Origin of the sequence: Sphingobium sp. B11D3D, from assembly GCF_025961755.1 — a bacterium.
Lineage (GTDB): Bacteria > Pseudomonadota > Alphaproteobacteria > Sphingomonadales > Sphingomonadaceae > Sphingobium.
Window position 1 is genome coordinate 273,156 of record NZ_JAOQOG010000001.1, and the last position, 18,314, is coordinate 291,469.

Consider the following 18,314-nt stretch of genomic DNA (forward strand, 5'->3'; position numbering starts at 1 on the left):
AGGCTTGGCGGTCAGTTCAGGGGGAGCGGCTGCGGCCGCGCTGTATAGAGAGACGCGCATGATCTTTGGCCGCATCAAGCCACTCGACGCCATTCTCGCCACTGCCGAAAAGAAATCACTGCACCGATCGCTCGGGGCCTTCCAACTGACCATGCTGGGTGTGGGCGCCGTGATCGGCACCGGCATTTTCGTGCTGACGGCGGAAGCGGCGCAGAAGGCGGGGCCGGGCATGATGCTCTCCTTCGTCATCGCCGGCTTCGTCTGTGCCGTGGCGGCGCTCTGCTATTCGGAAATGGCCTCGATGGTCCCGGTTTCGGGGTCGGCCTACACCTACAGCTATGCGGTGATGGGCGAACTGATCGCCTGGATGGTCGGCTGGGCCTTGATCCTCGAATATGCCGTGGCGGCGGGGGCGGTCTCGGTCGGCTGGTCCGGCTATGTCGTCGGCCTGCTCGAACATGCGCTGGGCATCGACATTCCCAACATGCTGGTGCGCGGGCCGTTCGATGGCGGCCTTGTCAATCTGCCCGCCATGGGCATCGCCCTGCTGGTCACCTGGCTGCTCGTCATCGGCACGCGTGAGAGCGCGATGGTCAATGCCGTGCTCGTGGTGATCAAGGTCGCGGCGCTCACTCTGTTCATCGTGCTGGCGCTGCCAGTGATGAACATGGACCAGTTTTCGCCGTTCGCGCCTTTGGGCTTCGGCGGCATCGGCGCGGCGGCGGCGTCGATCTTCTTTGCTTATGTGGGCTTCGATGCGGTCTCCACGGCGGCAGAGGAAACCAAGAATCCCCAGCGCAACATGCCGATCGGCCTCATTGGCTCGCTCACCATCTGCACGATTTTCTACCTGTTGGTTGCTGCCGGGGTTGTCGGCACGGTGGGCTCGCAGCCTTTGATGGGCCCGGCCGGGGAAGCGCTGGCGCCGGGCAGCAAGGCGCTGGCCGATCAGTGCGCGGCCATCGGCGATCAGGCAGTGGTCTGCTCGAAAGAAGCGTTGGCCTGGACGATGCGGGAGATCGGCTGGCCGCAGATCGGCAACCTCATCGGTTTGGCTGCTGGTCTTGCCCTGCCGTCGGTCATCCTCATGATGATGTTCGGCCAGACGCGCATCTTCTTCGTCATGAGCCGGGACGGGCTGCTGCCGGCGGTGTTCTCCAAGGTCCACCCCAAGTTCCACACGCCGCATGTCATCACGATCATCACCGGCGTTTTCGTGGCCCTGTTCGCGGCCTTCTTCCCGGTCGGCATTCTCGCCGACATTTCCAATTCCGGCACGCTGTTTGCCTTTGCCGCCGTCTCCATCGCCGTGCTCGTGCTGAGGCGGACGGACCCGACGCGCAAGCGGCCGTTCCGTACACCGGCCATCGCCATCACCGCGCCGGTCGCGATCCTCGGCTGCATCTACCTCTTCTTCAAACTCGGTATCGAGACGAAGCTGATGTTCGTGGCCTGGGCTGTAGTCGGTCTCGTCGTCTATTTCGCCTATAGCCGCTCGCGCAGCCATGTCGGGCGCGGCACCGTCGAGGTGCATGAGGCCGATCCCGACGCGCCGCCGCAGCCCGTGCCGCCCATCGACTGACGGCACCGGTCAGCCGGGCCGCATCGATCATCTCAGGATTTGTTGCGCAGCCCCAGATCGTGCGCGAGAACATCCAGATTGGCGCCGGGGTGGATGATCAGCCATCGGTCCGGCTTGCTGGTGTCGACCACGGTCACCGCGCGCTTGGGGCAGATATCTAGGCAGCCGACCTCGAGAATGCCCGCGCCGGCCTTGCGACCCTTGCCGAGTTGCAGATGCTTGCGCAGGGCCTTGCCGAGGGTCTTGTTCCCCTCCGGCCCAAAACCGCCACCCTTGATCTTCTTCTCGCATTTGCGACAGACCAGCACCGCGTTGGACCAGCGACTGCGAACCTGACGGGCGCTCATGGCGCGGGCTTCCAGCTCTTGCGCTCCTCGGCCACGCGCAGCACGTCATAAGCGGCCTGGATGGCCTGAAAGCGCGTGGCGGCGTCGGCATCGCCTGGGCGCACATCCGGGTGGCATTCCTTGGCGAGTGCGCGCCAGCTTCGCTTCACCGCCTCGAAATCGGCATCGCTCTCCAGCCCCAGCACATCGAGCGCGCGCATCTCGTCGCGCGAGCGGGTGCCATCGCCGGGGCCGGCCCATTGATTATGGGCGCTGGTCCGATAGCCGGAGGCATCGCGTTGCTCATTGTGCATGCGCTCGTTGCGCTCTTCCTCGTCCAATCCCGCGAAATAATCCCAGCCCTTGTTATATTCAGCGGCATGAGCCTGGCAGAAATACCAGCGGTCCGGGCTGTTGGGGGATTTGGGCGCGGGGCAGTTGCCGGGCTGGTCGCAGCCATGCCGGTCACACAGCCGAACGGCCTGCGCTTCCCGCGTGGAGCCATAGCTGCGCCAGCGGGGAAAGCCCCAGTCATTGTTCCGTCCGCTTCTGGCCATCCGATCTCACTTAGTGTGGGTTCGTAGTGAAATCCACCGTAGCGCGGTGAAAATGCGGGTATCGCAGCGGTCGTGCAATTGCCCTGCAGGCGATCAGCAAAATGCCAGGCGGTCTGTAAGCCGGGTTCTGTCCACCGCCGCCGTATCCCGTAAAGGGACGCGCATGCGGATGGGCGACCATTCCTCTAGGGCCATGCTCTCGCAGGGCCTCAAGCAACCAACCCGGGCGATCTCGGCCGAAACAAGCCTAGCAGGCCCGAAGACCTGCGCGCCGCCCCTATTCGGTCTTGCTCCCGGTGGGGTTTACCGTGCCGTCCGCCGTTGCCGGGGACGCGGTGCGCTCTTACCGCACCCTTTCACTGTTCACGCGGCCGAAGCCCAAGCCCGAAGGCGCACGTGACCTGCTCTCTGTTGCACTGTCCCTAACTCCCGCGAGGAGAGCCGCCGGACGTTATCCGGCACCGTTGTTTCGTGGAGCCCGGACTTTCCTCGCCGGACGCAAGCGCCCGCCGCGGCCGCCCGACCGCCTGGCGAACGGGGCTATAGGCGCAGGCGGGCGGAGAGTCACGGGCGGTGTCACGCAGATAGTGCAAGATAGTAACCAGCTCCCCCGAAAGAGGACTTGCACAAGTCAACTTCGCGTTGTTATCTTCCATCAGGTCGCTGCAAAGCGAATGGGGGGATTGCTTGAGACTATTCACTATGTGGCTCGCCTTTGCGGCGGGTCTTTCCGCATCCATTTGTAGCGCGGGCTTTGCGCAGGAGCGTTCGGCCGTGAAGCAGGGCTTCTCGCTGCCGCCAAACAGTCAGAAGAAAATCCTGCTGTTTCGTCCGGCGGTCCGCGTGGGCGCGCAGTCCACTGGCGGGATGTTCGAGCCCAATGCCGAATGGACCGAGAAGGCCAAGGCAAATATCGAGGCGGCGCTGACGCAGTATCAGAGCAGGCTGGGCAATCAGGTCGTCGTGGCGCCCGAAGCCTATGGCGAACAGGACCAGAATCTGCAGGAATATATGTCCCTGTTCTCGGCCGTTTCGCAGGCGGTGATCGAGTATCAGTTCTTCGTCGGCAACCGGCTGCCGACCAAGAAGCGGGACAATAAAGAGCAAGTCTTCGAGTGGTCCCTTGGCGACGGGGTTGCGCGCCTGCCCGGTGCGCAGGATGCCGACTACGGCCTCTTCATCTACAATCGCGATGCTTACGGCTCGACCGGGCGCAAGGTGCTGCAGATCATGGCCTTGATGGGCGGCGTCTCGGTTACGTCCGGCGAGCATATGGGGTTCGCTGGGCTTGTCGATCTCAAGACCGGCGATCTGCTCTGGCTGAACGCGGACGGCCAGATGGGCGGCGATGTGCGTGAGCCGGATGGCTCGGAAAAGCGCGTCGCCCAGCTGTTGGAGGATTTCCCGGGCAGCAGCATCGGCAAGGCTGCGAAGTAATGCGGCGCCTCGCCTGCACCGTCGCGGCGACGCTGGCGGAATTGCTTGCAGCTGGCGCGCACGCCGTGCCGCCGCTTCCGCCGCCTTATGCGGGTGCCTACCAGCCGCAGGGTGTCGATGAAATCGGCATGTGGCGGGAAATGGACGAAGAGGAACGCGTGCTGGCGACATCGCCGCTCGTGATCCGCGACGAGGCCCTGACCGGCTACATCACCAGAGTTTTGTGCAGCACGGTTGGCGACGACCGGTGCAAGGCCACGCGGATTTATGTGATCCGCGAGCCGAGCTTCAACGCCAGCATGGCCCCCAACGGCACGATGCGCGTCTACAGCGGGTTGCTGCTGCGGATGCGCAACGAAGCGGAACTGGCGGCGATACTCGGCCACGAGTTCGGCCATTTCGAGAGCCGGCATTCGCTGCAGCAATTTCGCTCGCGGCGGTCCGGCACCGACCTGCTCGCGTGGACCGCCGTGCTCGCGAGCATGGCCGCACCTTACGGGGGCATGCAGACCTATCGCGACATGCAGTTGCAGGTCTACGGCACCTTGTATCGGTTCGGACGAGATCAGGAGCGGGAGGCAGACCTGCTCGGACTCGCCTATCTGAACCGCAGTGACTACCGCCCGCAGGCTGCAGCCCAGGTGTGGGAAAATTTCATGGGCGAGATGAGTGCCTCCGCCAGCGCGAAGGGGCTGAGCAAGCCCAATTTCAAGAAAATCGCCTTCACGGCCTCGCATCCGCCGGAGGGAGAGCGCGCATCCTATCTGGCCGAGCTGGCAGCACCGGAGGGCGCCGGGCGAGACGATGGGGTGGCGCGATATCGGGCCGCACTGGCGACCTGGACGCCCCGGTTTCTCGAGGACCAGATCAAGCTGAACGATTTCGGCGGCAGCGATTACCTGATCCAGGCGCTGGCGCAGGACGGTTGGACCGCGCAACTCTGGTTCTCCAGAGGGGAGCTGTATCGCAGCCGTGGGCACCCGCGCGATCTGATCCAGGCGGCCGACTTTTACGCAAACGCCATCAAGGCCGACCCGGATTTCGCCGAGGCCTACCGAGGGCTGGGCTTGTCCAAGCTGAAGACAGGCGTGCGCGCCGAGGCGTGGGAGGGGCTGCGCAGCTACCTGCGGTTGAAGCCTGATGCGTCCGACGCAACCATGATTAAAATGATGCTTCCGAAAGAAACGGCCCACCAATGAAACGCACGCATTTCAAGCTTCCGCTCGCTGGCGCCGCAGCGCTCGCGCTGCTGATGGCCACACCGGCTCTTGCGCACAAGCTGCGTCCCGGCGGAGTGGCCGCTCAAGTAGCCGCCTCCTCGTTGACGGTGACGCCCTCCCGCGACTGGAATCAACTCGGCCGGCGGCCGGGCCAGTTTGCGGAAAGCTGGACGGTGGACGGCGCCCAGCTGAACGACGTCACCTTCTACGCCGCCGTGCCTGCGGGCCAGCCCCTGATCAAGGAGCGCAGCAAGAAGCGGGAGCCTCTGCCCAAGTTCACCAGCGAAACGCTGCTGATCGAGATTCCCGAGCTGCTGGAAAGGACGTACCGGACTGCGAAAGATCTCGCCGCCTTTGAACTCATCTCAACGGAGCCCTCGGCATTCGTCGGAGCGGAGGGTGTGCGCTTCCGGTACGCGTTCACCGACAAGGACGGGCTGACGCGACAGGGGGAAGCGCGCGCGGCGATCATCGCCGGTAAGCTGTACATGATGACCTATGATGCTCCGCGGCTGAACTATTTCAGCCGGAACGCGCCGGATTTCGAGGCTCTGGTGGCGAGCGCTCGCCTCAACTGACCTTATTGCAGTGGCCAGGTCCAGATGATGAGCGGGGTGCCGATGAGCACCACCAGTAGCGAAAGGGGTGCGCCCAGGCGGGCATAGTCGCTGAAGCGGTAGCCGCCGGGGCCGAGGACCAGCGTGTTGCACTGATGGCCGATGGGCGTGAGGAAATCGCAGCCCGCGCCGACGGCGGTGGCGATGAGGAAGGCTTCTGGCCGGTAGCCCAAGTCATGCGCGAAGACGCCGGCGATGGGGGCCATCACCAGCACCGTCGCGGCATTGTTGAGGAACGGCGTCACGGCCATGGCCGCGACCAGAATGAGCGCGACGGCGCCCCAGGGGGGCAGGGCGGCGGCGACATGAGCGAGATTGGTGGCGATGACATCAGACGCGCCGGTGCTGCGGATGCTGTCGCTGACCGGGATGAGCGCGGCGAGCATGATGAGGATGGGCCACTCGACCGCATCATAGGCTTCCCGCACCGGCAACGCGCCGCTGATGACGGTGAGCGCGGCGGCGGCGAAGAAAGCGATGGCTACCGGCACATAACCGCTCGCCGTGGCCGTCATGGCGACGGCGAGGATCAGCAGCGGCAGCCAGCCGCGATGTGACTTGCCCAGTTTGACGCCCCGCTCCGCCAGCGGCAGCGCGCCCAGATCGCGCAGCCGCGCCGGCAGCAGGCCGAGGGGCCCCTGCAGCACGATGACATCGCCCGCACGCAGGTTGATCTCGCCCAGCTTGCGCCCGAGCATCTGCCCGGCGCGCGAGACGGCGATGAGATTGACGCCATAACGCTGCTGGAGGAGCAGCCGCTCCGCGCTCTGGCCGACCAGCGGGGACTCGGCCGTCACGACTGCCTCGGTGACGCCGATCTCGTCCCCCTCGCTGCCCTCGGGCAAATCGCGCGTCTCCCCGTCCAGCTCCAGCGCGTCGCGGGCGATGACCCGCTCCAGCGCATCCGGCTCGCCGTAGAGAATCAGCACGTCGCCTTCCTGCAACCGCGCATTGCCCTGCGTCGAGAGCGGACGCCGGCCGCGCAGGCGGCTGGTGATCTGCACCTCATGATCGTGGCGCTTGAGGAAGGCGGCGATGGTCTCGCCATCGGGCGGCGTGTCCTCGCGCACCGTCGCTTCGGTGACATAACCGGAGATGTCCATGGCATCGCCCATAGTCGCCGCGCCGCGCCGATCGCGCGGGAGCAGCCGGTAGCCGAAGCGCAGGAACAGCAGGCCGACGATGAACAGGCCGAAGCCCGTCGGGAAATAATCGAACATGCCGAAGGGCTCGCCGGTCATCTCCGTGCGCACGCGGCTGACGATGATGTTCGGCGAGGTGCCGACCAGCGTCATCAGCCCGCCCAGCAGCGAGGCGAAGGCCATGGGCATGAGGAAGACCGAGGGACTGGCGTTGTTGCGCTTGGCCATCTGGAAGGCGGCGGGCATCAGCATGGCAAGCGCGCCGACATTCTTGACCAGCGCCGAGGCCGTGCCGACCGTGGCGGTAAGCAGCAGCAGTTGCGAGCGGACATGGCGCACGCGGCCCGCGACGAATTTCAGCCCCACCTCGATCGCGCCGGAGCGCTGCACAGCGGCCGAAAGCACCAGCGCCGAGCCGACGATGATGACGATATCGTCCGAGAAGCCGGAGAAGGCGTCGGCCGGATCGACAATCCCGATCAGAACCGCGAAGAGCAGAACGATGACGGCCGTGACGTCATAGCGGAAGCGCCCCCAGAGGAAGAGCACCATCATGCCGGCAAGCGTAGCGATAGAGAGCCATTGCGGCCCGGTCATCCCGTTCTCCCCCCAAGCCCGTCGCGGCGCTGCGCGACCACCCTCGCTGTCATCATCCCCGCCAAACGCCCGAAATGGATTTCAGTGTGCGGGCACTGAAAAATATTCCGGTCCGTCTTGTCCGATCGCGCTCAGTCGTCGCCGCGGGGCCTTGGCAGCAGCAGCGCGAGCAGGATGGCGCGGCATTCCCCGTCGATCACGCCGTCGATCAATTCCGGCCGGAAACGGCGCTGGAACGCCGTCACCGCGGCTTCCGGCTCCGCGATATCATAGCCGAATCGCTCGAGCGCGAGCATGAAGGCGCCGTCGCTCCAGAGTGGGTCCATGAGATTGCGGGTCGGGCGCGGCAGGGCGAGGCGCAGCCGGGCGAGCTTGCTCCAGGGGAACAGCTCGCCGGGGTCCTGCTTGCGTGCGGGCGCCACGTCGCTGTGGCCGACGACATTGCCGCGGGTGATGCGGTGGCGCTGCATGATGTCGTGGACGAGCGGGATCAGCGCATCGATCTGCGCCTGCGGGAAGGGCCGATAGCCCCATTCATGGCCGGGATTGACGATCTCGATGCCGATGCTCGCGGAATTGACGTCGGTGATGCCGCGCCACCAGGCCCGTCCGGCGTGCCAGGCCCGCTTGGTCTCGTCGACCATGCGGACCACCTTGCCCTCCTCTGTGACGACATAATGGGCAGAAACCTTGCTATCCGGATTGGCCATCCAGTTGATCGCGCTCTGGGCATCCGGCATTCCCGTATAGTGCAGGACGAGGATGGAAACCGGGAGCGTTCGGTCGTCAAAATTGGGTGACGGCGTCTCGATCATGCAGAACTGGGCCACTTTCCTTGCGCATGCCGGCATGTTGCCGGACGGTGCGGTCAGCCCTGTCCTAGCTCAATGGCGGATGCGGAGGAAGCGCCGCCTGCAGGCAGCATCATGCGCGGTTGATCGGGCCGGGCTTCACGGGCCTGATACAGGCAGCTGAGGCCCCGGCAGGCCGAAAAGCCGGACTCGGCACAGGCCATTTCGCCCGCCCCGAGCGCGAGATAGCCGCCGGGCCGAACCCGGCCCGACAGCGTTTTCCATGCCCGGCGGCGCCTCTCTTCGGAAAAGTAGAAGAGCACGTTGCGGCACAGAATGAGATCGAATGGGCCTGCGCCATGAGCGGGGTCGAGCAGATTGTCCTGCTGGAAAACGATCATCTGCTGAAGCTCGCCGGCAATCTGCCATTCGTTATCGACAGGATGGAACCAGCGCAGCAATTCGCTGATCGGCAGGCCGCGCTGCATGTCCATCTGCGAAAAGCGACCGCGCTTTGCCTTGGCGATCGCGAGGGCCGACACGTCCGTGGCGTGGATGCTGACCGTGCAATCGGCCAGCGCGGCCGAGCGGTGGACGATCATGGCCAGCGAATAGGCTTCCTGCCCGGTCGAGCACCCGCCGCACCAGATGCGCAGTCGCCGATCCGCGCGCGTCCGGGCGAGTGCGGGCAGGACGCTGTTTTCGATCGCGTGAAAGACACTGACATCCCGGAAGAACGAGCTTTCGTGATTGAGCAGGGCGTCAATCACTTCGGCCTGCAGGAGCCCGTGAGGCGCCCGATCAATCGCGTTCACGAGCTCTTCCAGCGTGCGCAGCCCGTGTGCGCGGAGCAGCGGTCGCAGCGACGTTTCGATACGCCATCGCCGTGCTTCCGAGAGCGTCTGCCCGGTCTCCCGGTGGAGCAATTCGGCGAGGCGACAGGCGGCGTTGGAAACTGGCTGCATGGTCATGCGCCTGCCTGCCATTGCTGCATGATCAGCTCGGCGATCTGAGCGGGCGGCAGAATGGCACTGGCGAGACCTCCCTTCACGACCGAACCGGGCATGCCCCATACCGCGCTCGACTGGTGGTCCTGCGCGATCACCCAGCCGTCCGCGCCGACAATGGCTTGCGCGCCGGCCAGTCCGTCGCGCCCCATGCCGGAAAGGATGACGCCGCAGGCGCCGCGTCCATAATGGCGCGCCAGGGCGGTGAACATCGGGTCGACCGCCGGGAAGCTCTCATGCAGGCAGCGCTGGGTGCTCAATCGCACCAGTATTTGCCCGCGCGCTCCTTTGCCGAGCGAAAGATGGGCAGTGCCGGGTGCCAGATGGATAGTACCCGGCTGCACCGGCATGGCCTGTTCCGCCAGAACCACGGGCAGATGTGTGGCGCGGCGGAGCTGTTCTGCCAGCAGCGGCTGGAAGCTGGCAGGCAGATGCTGGGTGATGAAGATGGGAAAGGCCGGATTGTCCTCAAGGCCCTTGATGACCGAGAGGATCGCGCTGATCCCGCCGGTCGATCCGCCGATGGCCACGGCGCGCACGAGCGTGCCGGGCGGCCGCAGGCGGGCGCTTGCCTCGTCGAACCGCTCCGGGGTGCGGCTTCGTTCGGCCGCCGGCGCCAGATGGGCCAGGCGATCGAGTAGATGTTCCACAAATTGCGGGCTGAAATGGCCAGCGCTGGGCTTGGCCACGACATCACCGGCACCCAAAGCCAACGCCTGCAAGGCGACCTCGCTGCCCTCGCTGCATGAACCGCTGAGCAGCACCACCTGCCGGCGCTGATCGGGGCCAAGCAGGTGAGGAAGCACCTGCAAGCCGTCCAGCTCGGGCATGTCGATATCGAGAAGCACCAGGTCCACCGACTTTCTGGCCACGAAAGCCAGAGCCTGCTTTCCGCTGGCGACCGTGCCAACGACGCGGAAGCGCGGATCTTCGCCGAGCACCCGGCCAAGCACGCGCCGGACGACCAGCGAATCATCGACGATCAGCACATCGATGGGCGAACCATCGGTTCCGGAGCTGGCATCGGACAGGAGGGCAGCGCACGCCATTCCCGGCGCTCCCGAGCCCTTAGAGAACCCCGACGATCTGGAGCTTGCTCTCCAGCGTGTCGCGATCGAAGGGCTTCATGACATATTCGTCGGCACCGGCATCGACGGCGGCGCGGATATGGTCCACGCCATTCTCGGTGGTGCAGAAGATCACCTTGGGCGGCTGTGCGAAATTGCGGCGGGAGAGTTCCTTGAGGAACTCCAGGCCGCTCATCACCGGCATGTTCCAGTCGAGCAGCACCACGTCCGGCACCTGCCCTTCGCACATGTCGAGCGCTTCACGTCCGTCCTGCGCTTCGTGAACGTCGAGATCGAGGGATTCGAGAATGTGGCGCGCCACCTTTCGGATCACCTTGGAGTCATCGACAATGAGGCAGTTCGGCATGAGTCGCGACCCCTGATACTTGCTTGGCTACTAACCTACGGGCAGAGCGTGTCATTTTGGTAAATTCGTTAAATATCTCAGGCGGCCAGCGCGCCAGACGGGGCGTTGGTGAAATCGGCGAGCGTGAGCAGAAGATGGCTGCGGCCATCATAATCGACGAGGCCGGAAACGAACGGCCGCCAGGCAGGATCGATGCGGCCGCGCAATGGCTGCACGCCGCCCTGCGCCTGGCAGATATCGGTCACCGCATCGATGAGGAAACCATAGCTGTGCCCGGCAATGTCCGCGACGATCGCCAGCGGTGCGGTCTGTGCATCCGCCGCCGTGCCAAAGATGCGCGATTGCAGATCGATCACGGTGAGCACCCTGCTGCGCAGCGCCGCCAGCCCACGCACATGCACAGGCGCCAATGGCACGGGTACGATATCCCCCAGCCGCACCACGGCTTCGATGGCACAGGCCCGCACGGTAATCGGGGCGCCCGCGATGGACGCGAACAGGAACAGTGAGTCGGTCATGCGGCCTTCCGTGCGAAGCTGGAGATCGCCGCCATCAGCCCGGCGCGGTCATAGCGGTAAATGGAGGGCGGCGCGTCGGGGTCGGCGGGCAGTTGCGGCTGCTCCCGCAGGGCAAGCACCGGAACGCCCATGGGCGCAGGGGCATGTCCGCTGCCGCACAGTACGACATCGGGCGGCGCGTCGCCTGCGGCGCCCAGAACGACGTCATAGCCGGCCTGAACGAGCAGCGGCGCCAGGATGTTGCGCATCCACGGGTCTTCGACATCGGCGATCATGCAGCGCACGGCCTGCGCGGCGGCGTCAGACGCCGGGCGGGCCGCGGCCTCCTCGAACAGCGTGAACGGATCGACCAGCTCCAGTTGCTGCTCGCCAACCAGCACCAGGCCGGCGATCCGTCCCCGGCCGATCGGCACGTCCAGCCGGGCGGGAATTTCGAGGATGTCCAGCACCTCTTCGATGAGGAAGATAAGCAGATCGCGCCCGTCATGCAGGCGCATGGCCTTGAGCACGCCGGTCTCATCCGGGCGGACATTGAGCGCTGGCAACAGGCGCTCCTCGATCCGCGCGAATGCGCGCCCCTCCGAGCGGCCGATCTGCGCACAGTCCAGTTCCTCGACACGCTCGACGATGGGCAGCGGCATCAGCCGTTCCACGCCATCCCGGTCGCGATAGAAGAGCACCTGCAAGGTATCGATGGCCTCGGTCGGTTCCTGGCTGTGATGATCCCGCCGCGCCTTGTCGGCATCGACCACGGGCAATTGCGCGATCTGGAACAGCCCGGTGGCGTCGAGCAGCAGCATCGGCTGGCCGTTGTCGGGGAGCGTCATGCCCGCAAATGCCCCGGCGGATGCGATCACCGGTGAGGCCGGGCGAATGACCAGCTCCTCATTGCTGTCGACGGTTTCGACACCGAGCACATAATTTTGCCCGGCCGAGGAACGAATGACCATCAAGGTCCGCGGTCCGTTCGCTTCTGCCTGACGAGCAAGGCCGAGCACGTCCTCAAGCGCCACAACCGGGTGCCGCTCGCCGCGAATGGTCGCGATGCGTCCGCCGGCGACCTCCTCGATCGAGACCATGCTGCTGTTTTCGTGGATCAGCTCGACGACATTGCCACGCGGCATGGCGAAGGTCTGGCCGCCACACCGCACGATCAGGCCGGGAATGATGGTCAGTGTCAGCGGTACGCGCATGGTGATCACGGTGCCGTCGCCGGGCGCGGTCGTGATGTCGATCACGCCGCCGATCTGCTCGATATTGGCCCGCACGACATCCATGCCGACTCCACGCCCGGAGATGGAGGTCACCTCCCGCGCCGTGCTGAGGCCGGGCAGGAAGATCAGGTTCAGCTTTTCGGCGTCGCTCATCCCGGCCGCCTCGGCAGCGGTGACAAGCCCGGCCGCGACCGCCCGATCGACCAGGGCCGCCCGGTCCATGCCGCGCCCGTCGTCGGCCACCTCGATGACGATTTGGTTGCCCGATTGACGGGCGACGATGTTCAGGCGCCCGACGTCCGGCTTGCGGGCGGCGATGCGGTCCGCCGGCAGCTCAAGACCGTGATCGAGCGCATTGCGGACGATGTGGGTGAGCGGGTCGGCGACCATCTCGATCATTTCGCGGTCCATCTCGACATCGCCGCCGTCGAGAGTCACGGTGACCTTCTTGCCCAGCTCGCGGCTGAGGTCGCGCACCATGCGCGGGATGGCCGCATACAGGCGGTCGACCCGCTGCATGCGCGTCTTGCTGATCATGTCGCGCAGGTCCGCGACATTGGTCGACATCCGCTCGAAGCTGCTCTCCACATCCGGCGCGACGCCATGGTCGCGCATCCGGCGCGCCAGATCGTTGCGGGCGAGCACCATGTCGGAGATGCCGTTCATCAGCTGATCGATGAGAGCCAGCGGCAGTCGAATCGTGCGCGGCGCTTTGTCGCGCGGTGGGGCGGTTGGTTGCTGCTGGCTGGGCGTCGGGGGAGCGGGTGTCTCTAGCGAGTCCGCGCGCTGCGCGGGCGGTTCGTGGGGCGGGGCCGGCATCGTTGCGGCACGCGCGGCGATCGGGTGAAAGAGCTCGAAGCCGCCGGATCGGAGTGACAGGGCATCCAGCAGCCCGTCATCATCGGCTTCATCCGGGACGGGCTCGCCGCCCAGACCACGCGCCAGCGCGCCGATTCGGTCCATAACCGCCAGCACAGCCGTGACGGTGGCGGGATCGGCCAGCCGTTCGCCGCGCCGGATGGCTGCCAGCACGTCCTCGGCGCCATGCGCCAGCCGCTCGAAACGGGGCAGGTTCAGGAAGCCGCAGCTTCCCTTGACGGTGTGGAAAAACCGGAAAAACGCGTCGAGGCGAGACTTGTCGGTCGGGTCCGCTTCCCACGCGACGACTTCGCCGGAGAGGACCTCCAGCGTTTCAAGAGTTTCCGCAATGAACTCCCCGATGATCTCGTCCATGCCGCCGCCTGTGGTTAACGCGGCGACACCTTTGGGGCCAAGTCGTGAAAGCCCGGTTAAGACCTGCCGGTCGGGCTCTCACACAGGCGGGATCAAGCCGGCAGGCGCGCGCCGAACAGCAGGTGGGGCTCATCAGCGCCCGAGATCATCAGCTCGCCGCCCGCTTCGGTCGCCACCGTGCGGATCATCACGGCTGCGGCCGTGCGGGTGGTCAGATCGCCATGCCCTTCCAGCCCGGCGCGAATGGCGGGGTCGAAGGTGATGCGCGTGCCTTCGCCGCGCACCGCGATCTCGGTCGATCCGCCCTGCTGTTCCGCGCCGATGGCGATCACGCCGCCGCGCGGCAGGGCTTCGCCGGTCAACAGCACCAGATTGAGCAAAAGCTTGGCGGCCGGCTTGGAAAGGCTGTCCCCGGCGATCATCCAGTCGAGCGAGATCTTGCCGCCGGGCGGAAACATGCCTTCCACGGCAGAACGGATCTCGTGCACGGGAATGGCCTCGCCATATCCGCCCCCGGCACCGAAGGCCAAGCGGAAGAATTTGAGCTTGCCCGCCGTCGTCCGGGCGCTGTCCGCCAGCAGCGTGAGGCATTGCTCGCGCATCCGCGGGTCGGTCTCATCGGCAAGCAGCTCGATGCCGTTGTTCAGCGCGCCGACGGGGCTGAGCAGATCATGGCACAGGCGAGAGCAGAGCAGGCTGGCGAAATCGATGGAGTCGGACGCGGTGGATTTGACCAAGACGGGGATATCCTCTCTTCAGGCGATGGCCGTGCCCTCATGGCGCTGCGGGCGCGCGGGTGCAAGCCGCCCATGCGGCGAACCGACCAGTTCGACGGGATCGAAAACGCCATGGATGCGGCCTGACGCAACAACTTGCCAGGCCAGAAGGTCGCCGCGCGCGTCGACGAGCAGCCAGATCTCGCCCGCCGCCCCCGCCATGGCCGCATCGATCGCCGAGGGGACGGCCTCGCCATGGGGATGCGAATGATAATGGCCGACAATGGCCGGCCCGCCCTGGCGCGCCTCGCGATGCGCGGCGATGAGTACGGCCGGATCGACCTCGAAGCGGTGCTCGGGCTGCTCCGCGACATTGGCGGCGGCGCGAAGTTCGGTGATGGCGATGGTAGTCGTTCCGCCTTCCGCGCTGGCGAGGCGCCGCCCCAGCAGCAGGCCGCAGCATTCCAGCGGGGCGGCGGCCTTCGCCTGCGCGCGGATCGCATCGCGCAGCGGTCTTGATATGTGCACGGCCATCCCCAGATATTAGGCCGTGGAAACGGGGGTTACCAGCATTACGGCGCTGATCACGCAGGCCGAGCACGGCATGAGACTGGATCGCGCGCTTGCGAGCGTGCTGCCAGCCCTGTCGCGCGAGCGCGTGAAGGCGTTGATCCTGGCAGGTCAGGTGACCGGGCCGGACGGCCGCCCGGCGGCTGATCCAGCCTACAAGGTGAAGGCCGACATGGCCTTTGCCGTAGAGATTCCGGAGGCGACGCCCGCCGAGGCGCAGCCGCAGGCGATCGATCTGGTGATCGCCCATGAGGATGCGCATCTGATCGTGGTGGACAAGCCGGCGGGCATGGTCGTGCATCCCGCCGCCGGCAACCCGGATGGCACGCTGGTCAATGCCTTGCTCCACCATTGCGCCGGGCAGCTTTCCGGCATTGGCGGGGTAGCGCGGCCCGGCATCGTCCACCGCATCGACAAGGATACCTCCGGTCTGCTCGTCGTCGCCAAGACCGATCAGGCACATGAGGGATTGGCCCGCCAGTTCAAGGATCACAGCATCGACCGGCGCTATCTCGCCATTGTGCAGGGGCGGCCCGCGCCGCCCTCTGGCACGGTCAATCAATGGATCGGCCGCTCGGATGCGGATCGCAAGAAGATGGCAGTGCAGCGCGAGGGGCGCGGCAAGCACGCCATCACTCATTATCGCACGCTCGAGCGACTGGATCGGGCGGCGCTGATCGAGTGCCGGCTGGAGACGGGACGGACCCATCAGGTGCGCGTGCATATGGCCCATCTCGGCCACCCGCTGCTGGGCGATCCGGTCTATGCCCGCGGCGGCATCCACAAGGCGATGCTGGCTGACCTTGGCTTTCGTCGTCAGGCGCTTCATGCGGCCCGGCTGGGCTTCATCCACCCGGTCACAAGCCAGCCTCTCAGCTTTGAAAGCCCGATTACGGATGACATGCAGCAACTGTTCAGCCATCTTTGCGTATAAGGATGAGCGCGATGCCCCTTCTTGTTTGCGCGCTCCAGAAGGATGAAGTTTCGTGAGTAACGGCAGTAATCTCCCTGCAACGATCCCTGCGCTTGGCGGCGATGCAAGCTTGAACCGCTATCTGTCGGAGATTCGCAAGTTCCCGCTCCTCAAGCCCGAGGAGGAGTATATGCTCGCCAAGCGCTATCAGGAGCATGGCGATCCGGAAGCGGCGGCGCGGCTGGTGACGAGCCATCTGCGACTCGTGGCGAAGATCGCCATGGGCTATCGCGGCTATGGTCTGCCCGTCTCCGAGCTGATCTCAGAGGGCAATATCGGCCTGATGCAGGGCGTGAAGAAGTTCGAGCCGGACCGGGGCTTCCGCCTCGCGACCTATGCGATGTGGTGGATTCGCGCGTCGATCCAGGAATTCATCCTGCGCTCGTGGAGCCTCGTGAAGATCGGCACCACGGCGGCGCAGAAGAAGCTGTTCTTCAACCTGCGGCGGATGAAGAACCAGATCGAAGCCTTCGAGGATGGCGATCTGCGCCCCGAGGATGTGACGAAGATCGCGACCGATCTCGGCGTCTCGGAAGATGACGTCATTTCCATGAACCGCCGCATGGCCATGGGCGGCGACACATCCCTCAACGTCTCGATGAACGATGACGGCGAAGGGCAGTGGCAGGACTGGCTGGCGGACGAGGGGCCGTTGCAGGATGAGCGGATTGCCGACGCGCAGGAAAGCGACGTGCGGCACGACATGCTGCTCGATGCAATGGACGACCTCAATGACCGCGAACGGCATATCTTGCAGGAGCGGCGCCTCGCGGAGGAGCCCAAGACGCTCGAGGAGCTGAGCCAGGTCTATGGCGTCAGCCGCGAGCGCGTGCGCCAGATCGAAGTTCGGGCGTTCGAGAAACTGCAGCGCGCCATGTTGCGGATCGCCGGTGAAAAGCGCCTGATGACGGTAGCCGGCTGACGAGTTTGCGGATTGCGCTCGTCGCCTAGGCGAAGGGGCAGTCGTAACGAATAGGGGACGCGATGCAGCGCAAGCGTGCCTCTGGCTCGTGGATGGGATTGGCAGGCCGTAGCCCGCGGCAGCAGGTCTGGCGTGTTCTGGCGATCCTCTTCGTCCTGTTCGTCCTGCCGGTGCTCATCGGCGCGGTGCTGTTCACCAGCGGGGCGCCCCTTGCCGACGCCCGCCCCACGCCAACGCCTCTGCAGGTCGGTGCCGGTCGGGCCGCAATCGAGCAGTTGCAGGCCAGCAGGCAGCGGCCCGGCGGTGTCAGCATGCTCACGCTCGCGCCCACCCATCTCGATGGCTTGAGCGCGCTCGCAACTCATGGTTTCCGCCCTGACCGGCTCGATCTCTATCTCCACGATGAGCGGCTTCATATCGCCGCGAGCCATGCCCTGCCGCTCGGGCGCTGGCTGAATGTCGGTCTGGTCGTAAGCGGCCCAAGTAACGGATTTCCCGAAGTAGAGGCGCGCATCGGCGCGGTCTCGTTGCCGGCATATCCGACCCGGCTGCTGCTGGAGGGGTTGCGTCAGCTGCTGCGTCTGCGCGGCGCCGTGATCCCGCCGCTCGACACGGTCGTGCAGCGCTTCTCCATCCGCAATGGCGCGGTGATGGCGGCGGTGCAGTTGCCGCCCAAGACCGGCCTGCTCGATCAGTTTACTGGCGGTGACGCGGTCGACGGCGCGCAGGTGCTCGATCGCTATTGCGCGCTGGTCGCGCTGCAGGCGCGCGATCCGCAAAGCGACTTTGCCATACAGGTCCGCCGTGCGTTCCCGCCGAGCCAAACCGCAACGTCGGAAACGAATCGGGCGGGCTTTGTCGCGCTTGCGATGCTAGTGGTCGATCCGCGCGCCGGGCAACTGGCCGGGCTGGCGCTGAGCGCCACGCGCCGCTGTCCGCCGCCTGCGACAGCAATCACGCTCCATGGCCGGGACGACCTCCCCAAGCATTGGGCGCTGTCCGCCGCGCTGGCTGCGCAGACCGGTGTGCAGTTCTCATCCGCAATGGGCGAATGGAAGGAACTGGCGGACAGCCTGTCTGCCGCGTCGGCGTTCCAGACCGGCACCGCCTCTGGCTTCTCCTTCGTCGATCTGGCGGCGGACCGCTCCGGCTCCCAGATCGCGCAGGCCGCTGGCGATCCGCGCCGGGCGCAGGACGTGGCGCGACGCCTGGCGACCGCGACGCAGGAACGCCTGCTGCCGCCTGCTCTGCTTCAGAACGACGAGGGGCTGAGCGATGCCGCCTTCGCCGCGCGCTACGGCAGCGTCGAAGACCCGCGCTACGCAAGGCTCGTTGCCGAGGTCGACCGGACAGTGGTGCGGGATGGATTGCTGGCACAACCTGACTGAGCAAGCCCCGGCGCGGCCTCGCAGCGAACGCCCATTTGCCTGTTGCGCAAAAGCGGCTAGGGCGTGGACC

At 65.8% G+C, this 18,314-nt stretch carries 18 protein-coding genes and 1 other RNA gene; 7 read left to right on the forward strand and 12 right to left on the reverse strand.

Annotated features, from left to right (window positions below; all coding sequences use genetic code 11):
- Window positions 1-58 precede the first annotated feature (58 nt).
- Window positions 59-1,582 carry an amino acid permease gene (locus M2334_RS01335; RefSeq protein WP_264604606.1) on the forward strand — a complete coding sequence of 508 codons (1,524 nt, stop codon included), beginning with the start codon at window positions 59-61 and terminating at the stop codon, window positions 1,580-1,582.
- Between the two features lie 32 nt (window positions 1,583-1,614).
- On the opposite strand, the gene M2334_RS01340 is transcribed toward M2334_RS01335, so the two are convergent.
- From M2334_RS01340 to rnpB, 3 genes are all read right to left on the reverse strand, one after another.
- A complete protein-coding gene (locus tag M2334_RS01340; RefSeq protein WP_181561185.1) occupies window positions 1,615-1,929 on the reverse strand; it encodes a (2Fe-2S) ferredoxin domain-containing protein in 315 nt (104 codons plus the stop codon).
- Entirely contained in the window at window positions 1,926-2,465 is a 540-nt protein-coding gene (locus M2334_RS01345) for a J domain-containing protein (RefSeq protein WP_264577119.1), read from the reverse strand. The genes M2334_RS01340 and M2334_RS01345 overlap by 4 nt, the downstream gene beginning before the upstream one ends.
- 100 nt (window positions 2,466-2,565) lie before the next feature.
- Window positions 2,566-2,996, reverse strand: an RNA gene (rnpB, locus tag M2334_RS01350) — RNase P RNA component class A.
- Between the two features lie 171 nt (window positions 2,997-3,167).
- On the opposite strand from rnpB, the gene M2334_RS01355 reads away from it, so the two are divergent.
- Genes M2334_RS01355 through M2334_RS01365 form a run of 3 tightly spaced genes read left to right on the forward strand, consistent with a single transcriptional unit; the run spans window position 3,168 to window position 5,700 of the window.
- Window positions 3,168-3,902: a hypothetical protein gene (locus tag M2334_RS01355; protein ID WP_264579945.1), complete on the forward strand. Its 735-nt coding sequence runs from the start codon at window positions 3,168-3,170 to the stop codon at window positions 3,900-3,902.
- On the forward strand, window positions 3,902-5,101 hold the full coding sequence (locus M2334_RS01360; RefSeq protein WP_264593601.1) for a M48 family metallopeptidase: 1,200 nt from the start codon (window positions 3,902-3,904) through the stop codon (window positions 5,099-5,101). Before M2334_RS01355 ends, M2334_RS01360 begins: the two co-directional genes overlap by 1 nt.
- The gene (locus M2334_RS01365) at window positions 5,098-5,700 is read left to right on the forward strand and encodes a hypothetical protein (protein WP_264604607.1); all 603 of its coding nucleotides are present in this window, start codon (window positions 5,098-5,100) and stop codon (window positions 5,698-5,700) included. Before M2334_RS01360 ends, M2334_RS01365 begins: the two co-directional genes overlap by 4 nt.
- A 2-nt stretch (window positions 5,701-5,702) precedes the next feature.
- Here the strand turns inward: M2334_RS01365 and M2334_RS01370 are convergent, their stop codons facing one another.
- The 9 genes from M2334_RS01370 to M2334_RS01410 all read right to left on the reverse strand — a co-directional run bounded on the left by M2334_RS01370 (window position 5,703) and on the right by M2334_RS01410 (window position 14,925).
- Window positions 5,703-7,478 carry an SLC13 family permease gene (locus tag M2334_RS01370; protein WP_264593603.1) on the reverse strand — a complete coding sequence of 592 codons (1,776 nt, stop codon included), beginning with the start codon at window positions 7,476-7,478 and terminating at the stop codon, window positions 5,703-5,705.
- 131 nt (window positions 7,479-7,609) lie between these two features.
- On the reverse strand, window positions 7,610-8,293 hold the full coding sequence (locus M2334_RS01375; protein ID WP_264572348.1) for an N-acetylmuramoyl-L-alanine amidase: 684 nt from the start codon (window positions 8,291-8,293) through the stop codon (window positions 7,610-7,612).
- 53 nt (window positions 8,294-8,346) lie between these two features.
- Window positions 8,347-9,240, reverse strand: a complete 894-nt coding sequence (locus M2334_RS01380; protein ID WP_264604608.1) for a CheR family methyltransferase — start codon at window positions 9,238-9,240, stop codon at window positions 8,347-8,349.
- Window positions 9,237-10,325 (reverse strand): chemotaxis protein CheB, encoded by a 1,089-nt coding sequence (locus M2334_RS01385; RefSeq protein WP_264604609.1) that lies wholly within the window; start codon window positions 10,323-10,325, stop codon window positions 9,237-9,239. The genes M2334_RS01380 and M2334_RS01385 overlap by 4 nt, the downstream gene beginning before the upstream one ends.
- A gap of 19 nt (window positions 10,326-10,344) precedes the next feature.
- A complete protein-coding gene (locus M2334_RS01390) occupies window positions 10,345-10,710 on the reverse strand; it encodes a response regulator (protein WP_264577124.1) in 366 nt (121 codons plus the stop codon).
- A gap of 77 nt (window positions 10,711-10,787) precedes the next feature.
- On the reverse strand, window positions 10,788-11,228 hold the full coding sequence (locus M2334_RS01395; RefSeq protein ID WP_264583762.1) for a chemotaxis protein CheW: 441 nt from the start codon (window positions 11,226-11,228) through the stop codon (window positions 10,788-10,790).
- Entirely contained in the window at window positions 11,225-13,675 is a 2,451-nt protein-coding gene (locus tag M2334_RS01400) for a chemotaxis protein CheA (RefSeq protein ID WP_264604610.1), read from the reverse strand. The genes M2334_RS01395 and M2334_RS01400 overlap by 4 nt, the downstream gene beginning before the upstream one ends.
- Window positions 13,676-13,767: 92 nt before the next feature.
- Window positions 13,768-14,421, reverse strand: a complete 654-nt coding sequence (locus tag M2334_RS01405) for a histidine phosphotransferase family protein (protein ID WP_181561590.1) — start codon at window positions 14,419-14,421, stop codon at window positions 13,768-13,770.
- A gap of 9 nt (window positions 14,422-14,430) precedes the next feature.
- On the reverse strand, window positions 14,431-14,925 hold the full coding sequence (locus M2334_RS01410) for a M67 family metallopeptidase (RefSeq protein ID WP_264593609.1): 495 nt from the start codon (window positions 14,923-14,925) through the stop codon (window positions 14,431-14,433).
- Window positions 14,926-14,995: 70 nt separating this feature from the next.
- Here M2334_RS01410 and M2334_RS01415 point away from each other — a divergent pair, with 70 nt between their 5' ends.
- From M2334_RS01415 to M2334_RS01425, 3 genes are all read left to right on the forward strand, one after another.
- On the forward strand, window positions 14,996-15,895 hold the full coding sequence (locus M2334_RS01415; protein WP_413716131.1) for an RluA family pseudouridine synthase: 900 nt from the start codon (window positions 14,996-14,998) through the stop codon (window positions 15,893-15,895).
- Between the two features lie 52 nt (window positions 15,896-15,947).
- Window positions 15,948-16,856: an RNA polymerase sigma factor RpoH gene (rpoH, locus tag M2334_RS01420; protein ID WP_181561196.1), complete on the forward strand. Its 909-nt coding sequence runs from the start codon at window positions 15,948-15,950 to the stop codon at window positions 16,854-16,856.
- 62 nt (window positions 16,857-16,918) lie between these two features.
- The gene (locus M2334_RS01425) at window positions 16,919-18,244 is read left to right on the forward strand and encodes a hypothetical protein (protein ID WP_264604611.1); all 1,326 of its coding nucleotides are present in this window, start codon (window positions 16,919-16,921) and stop codon (window positions 18,242-18,244) included.
- Window positions 18,245-18,314 lie beyond the last annotated feature (70 nt).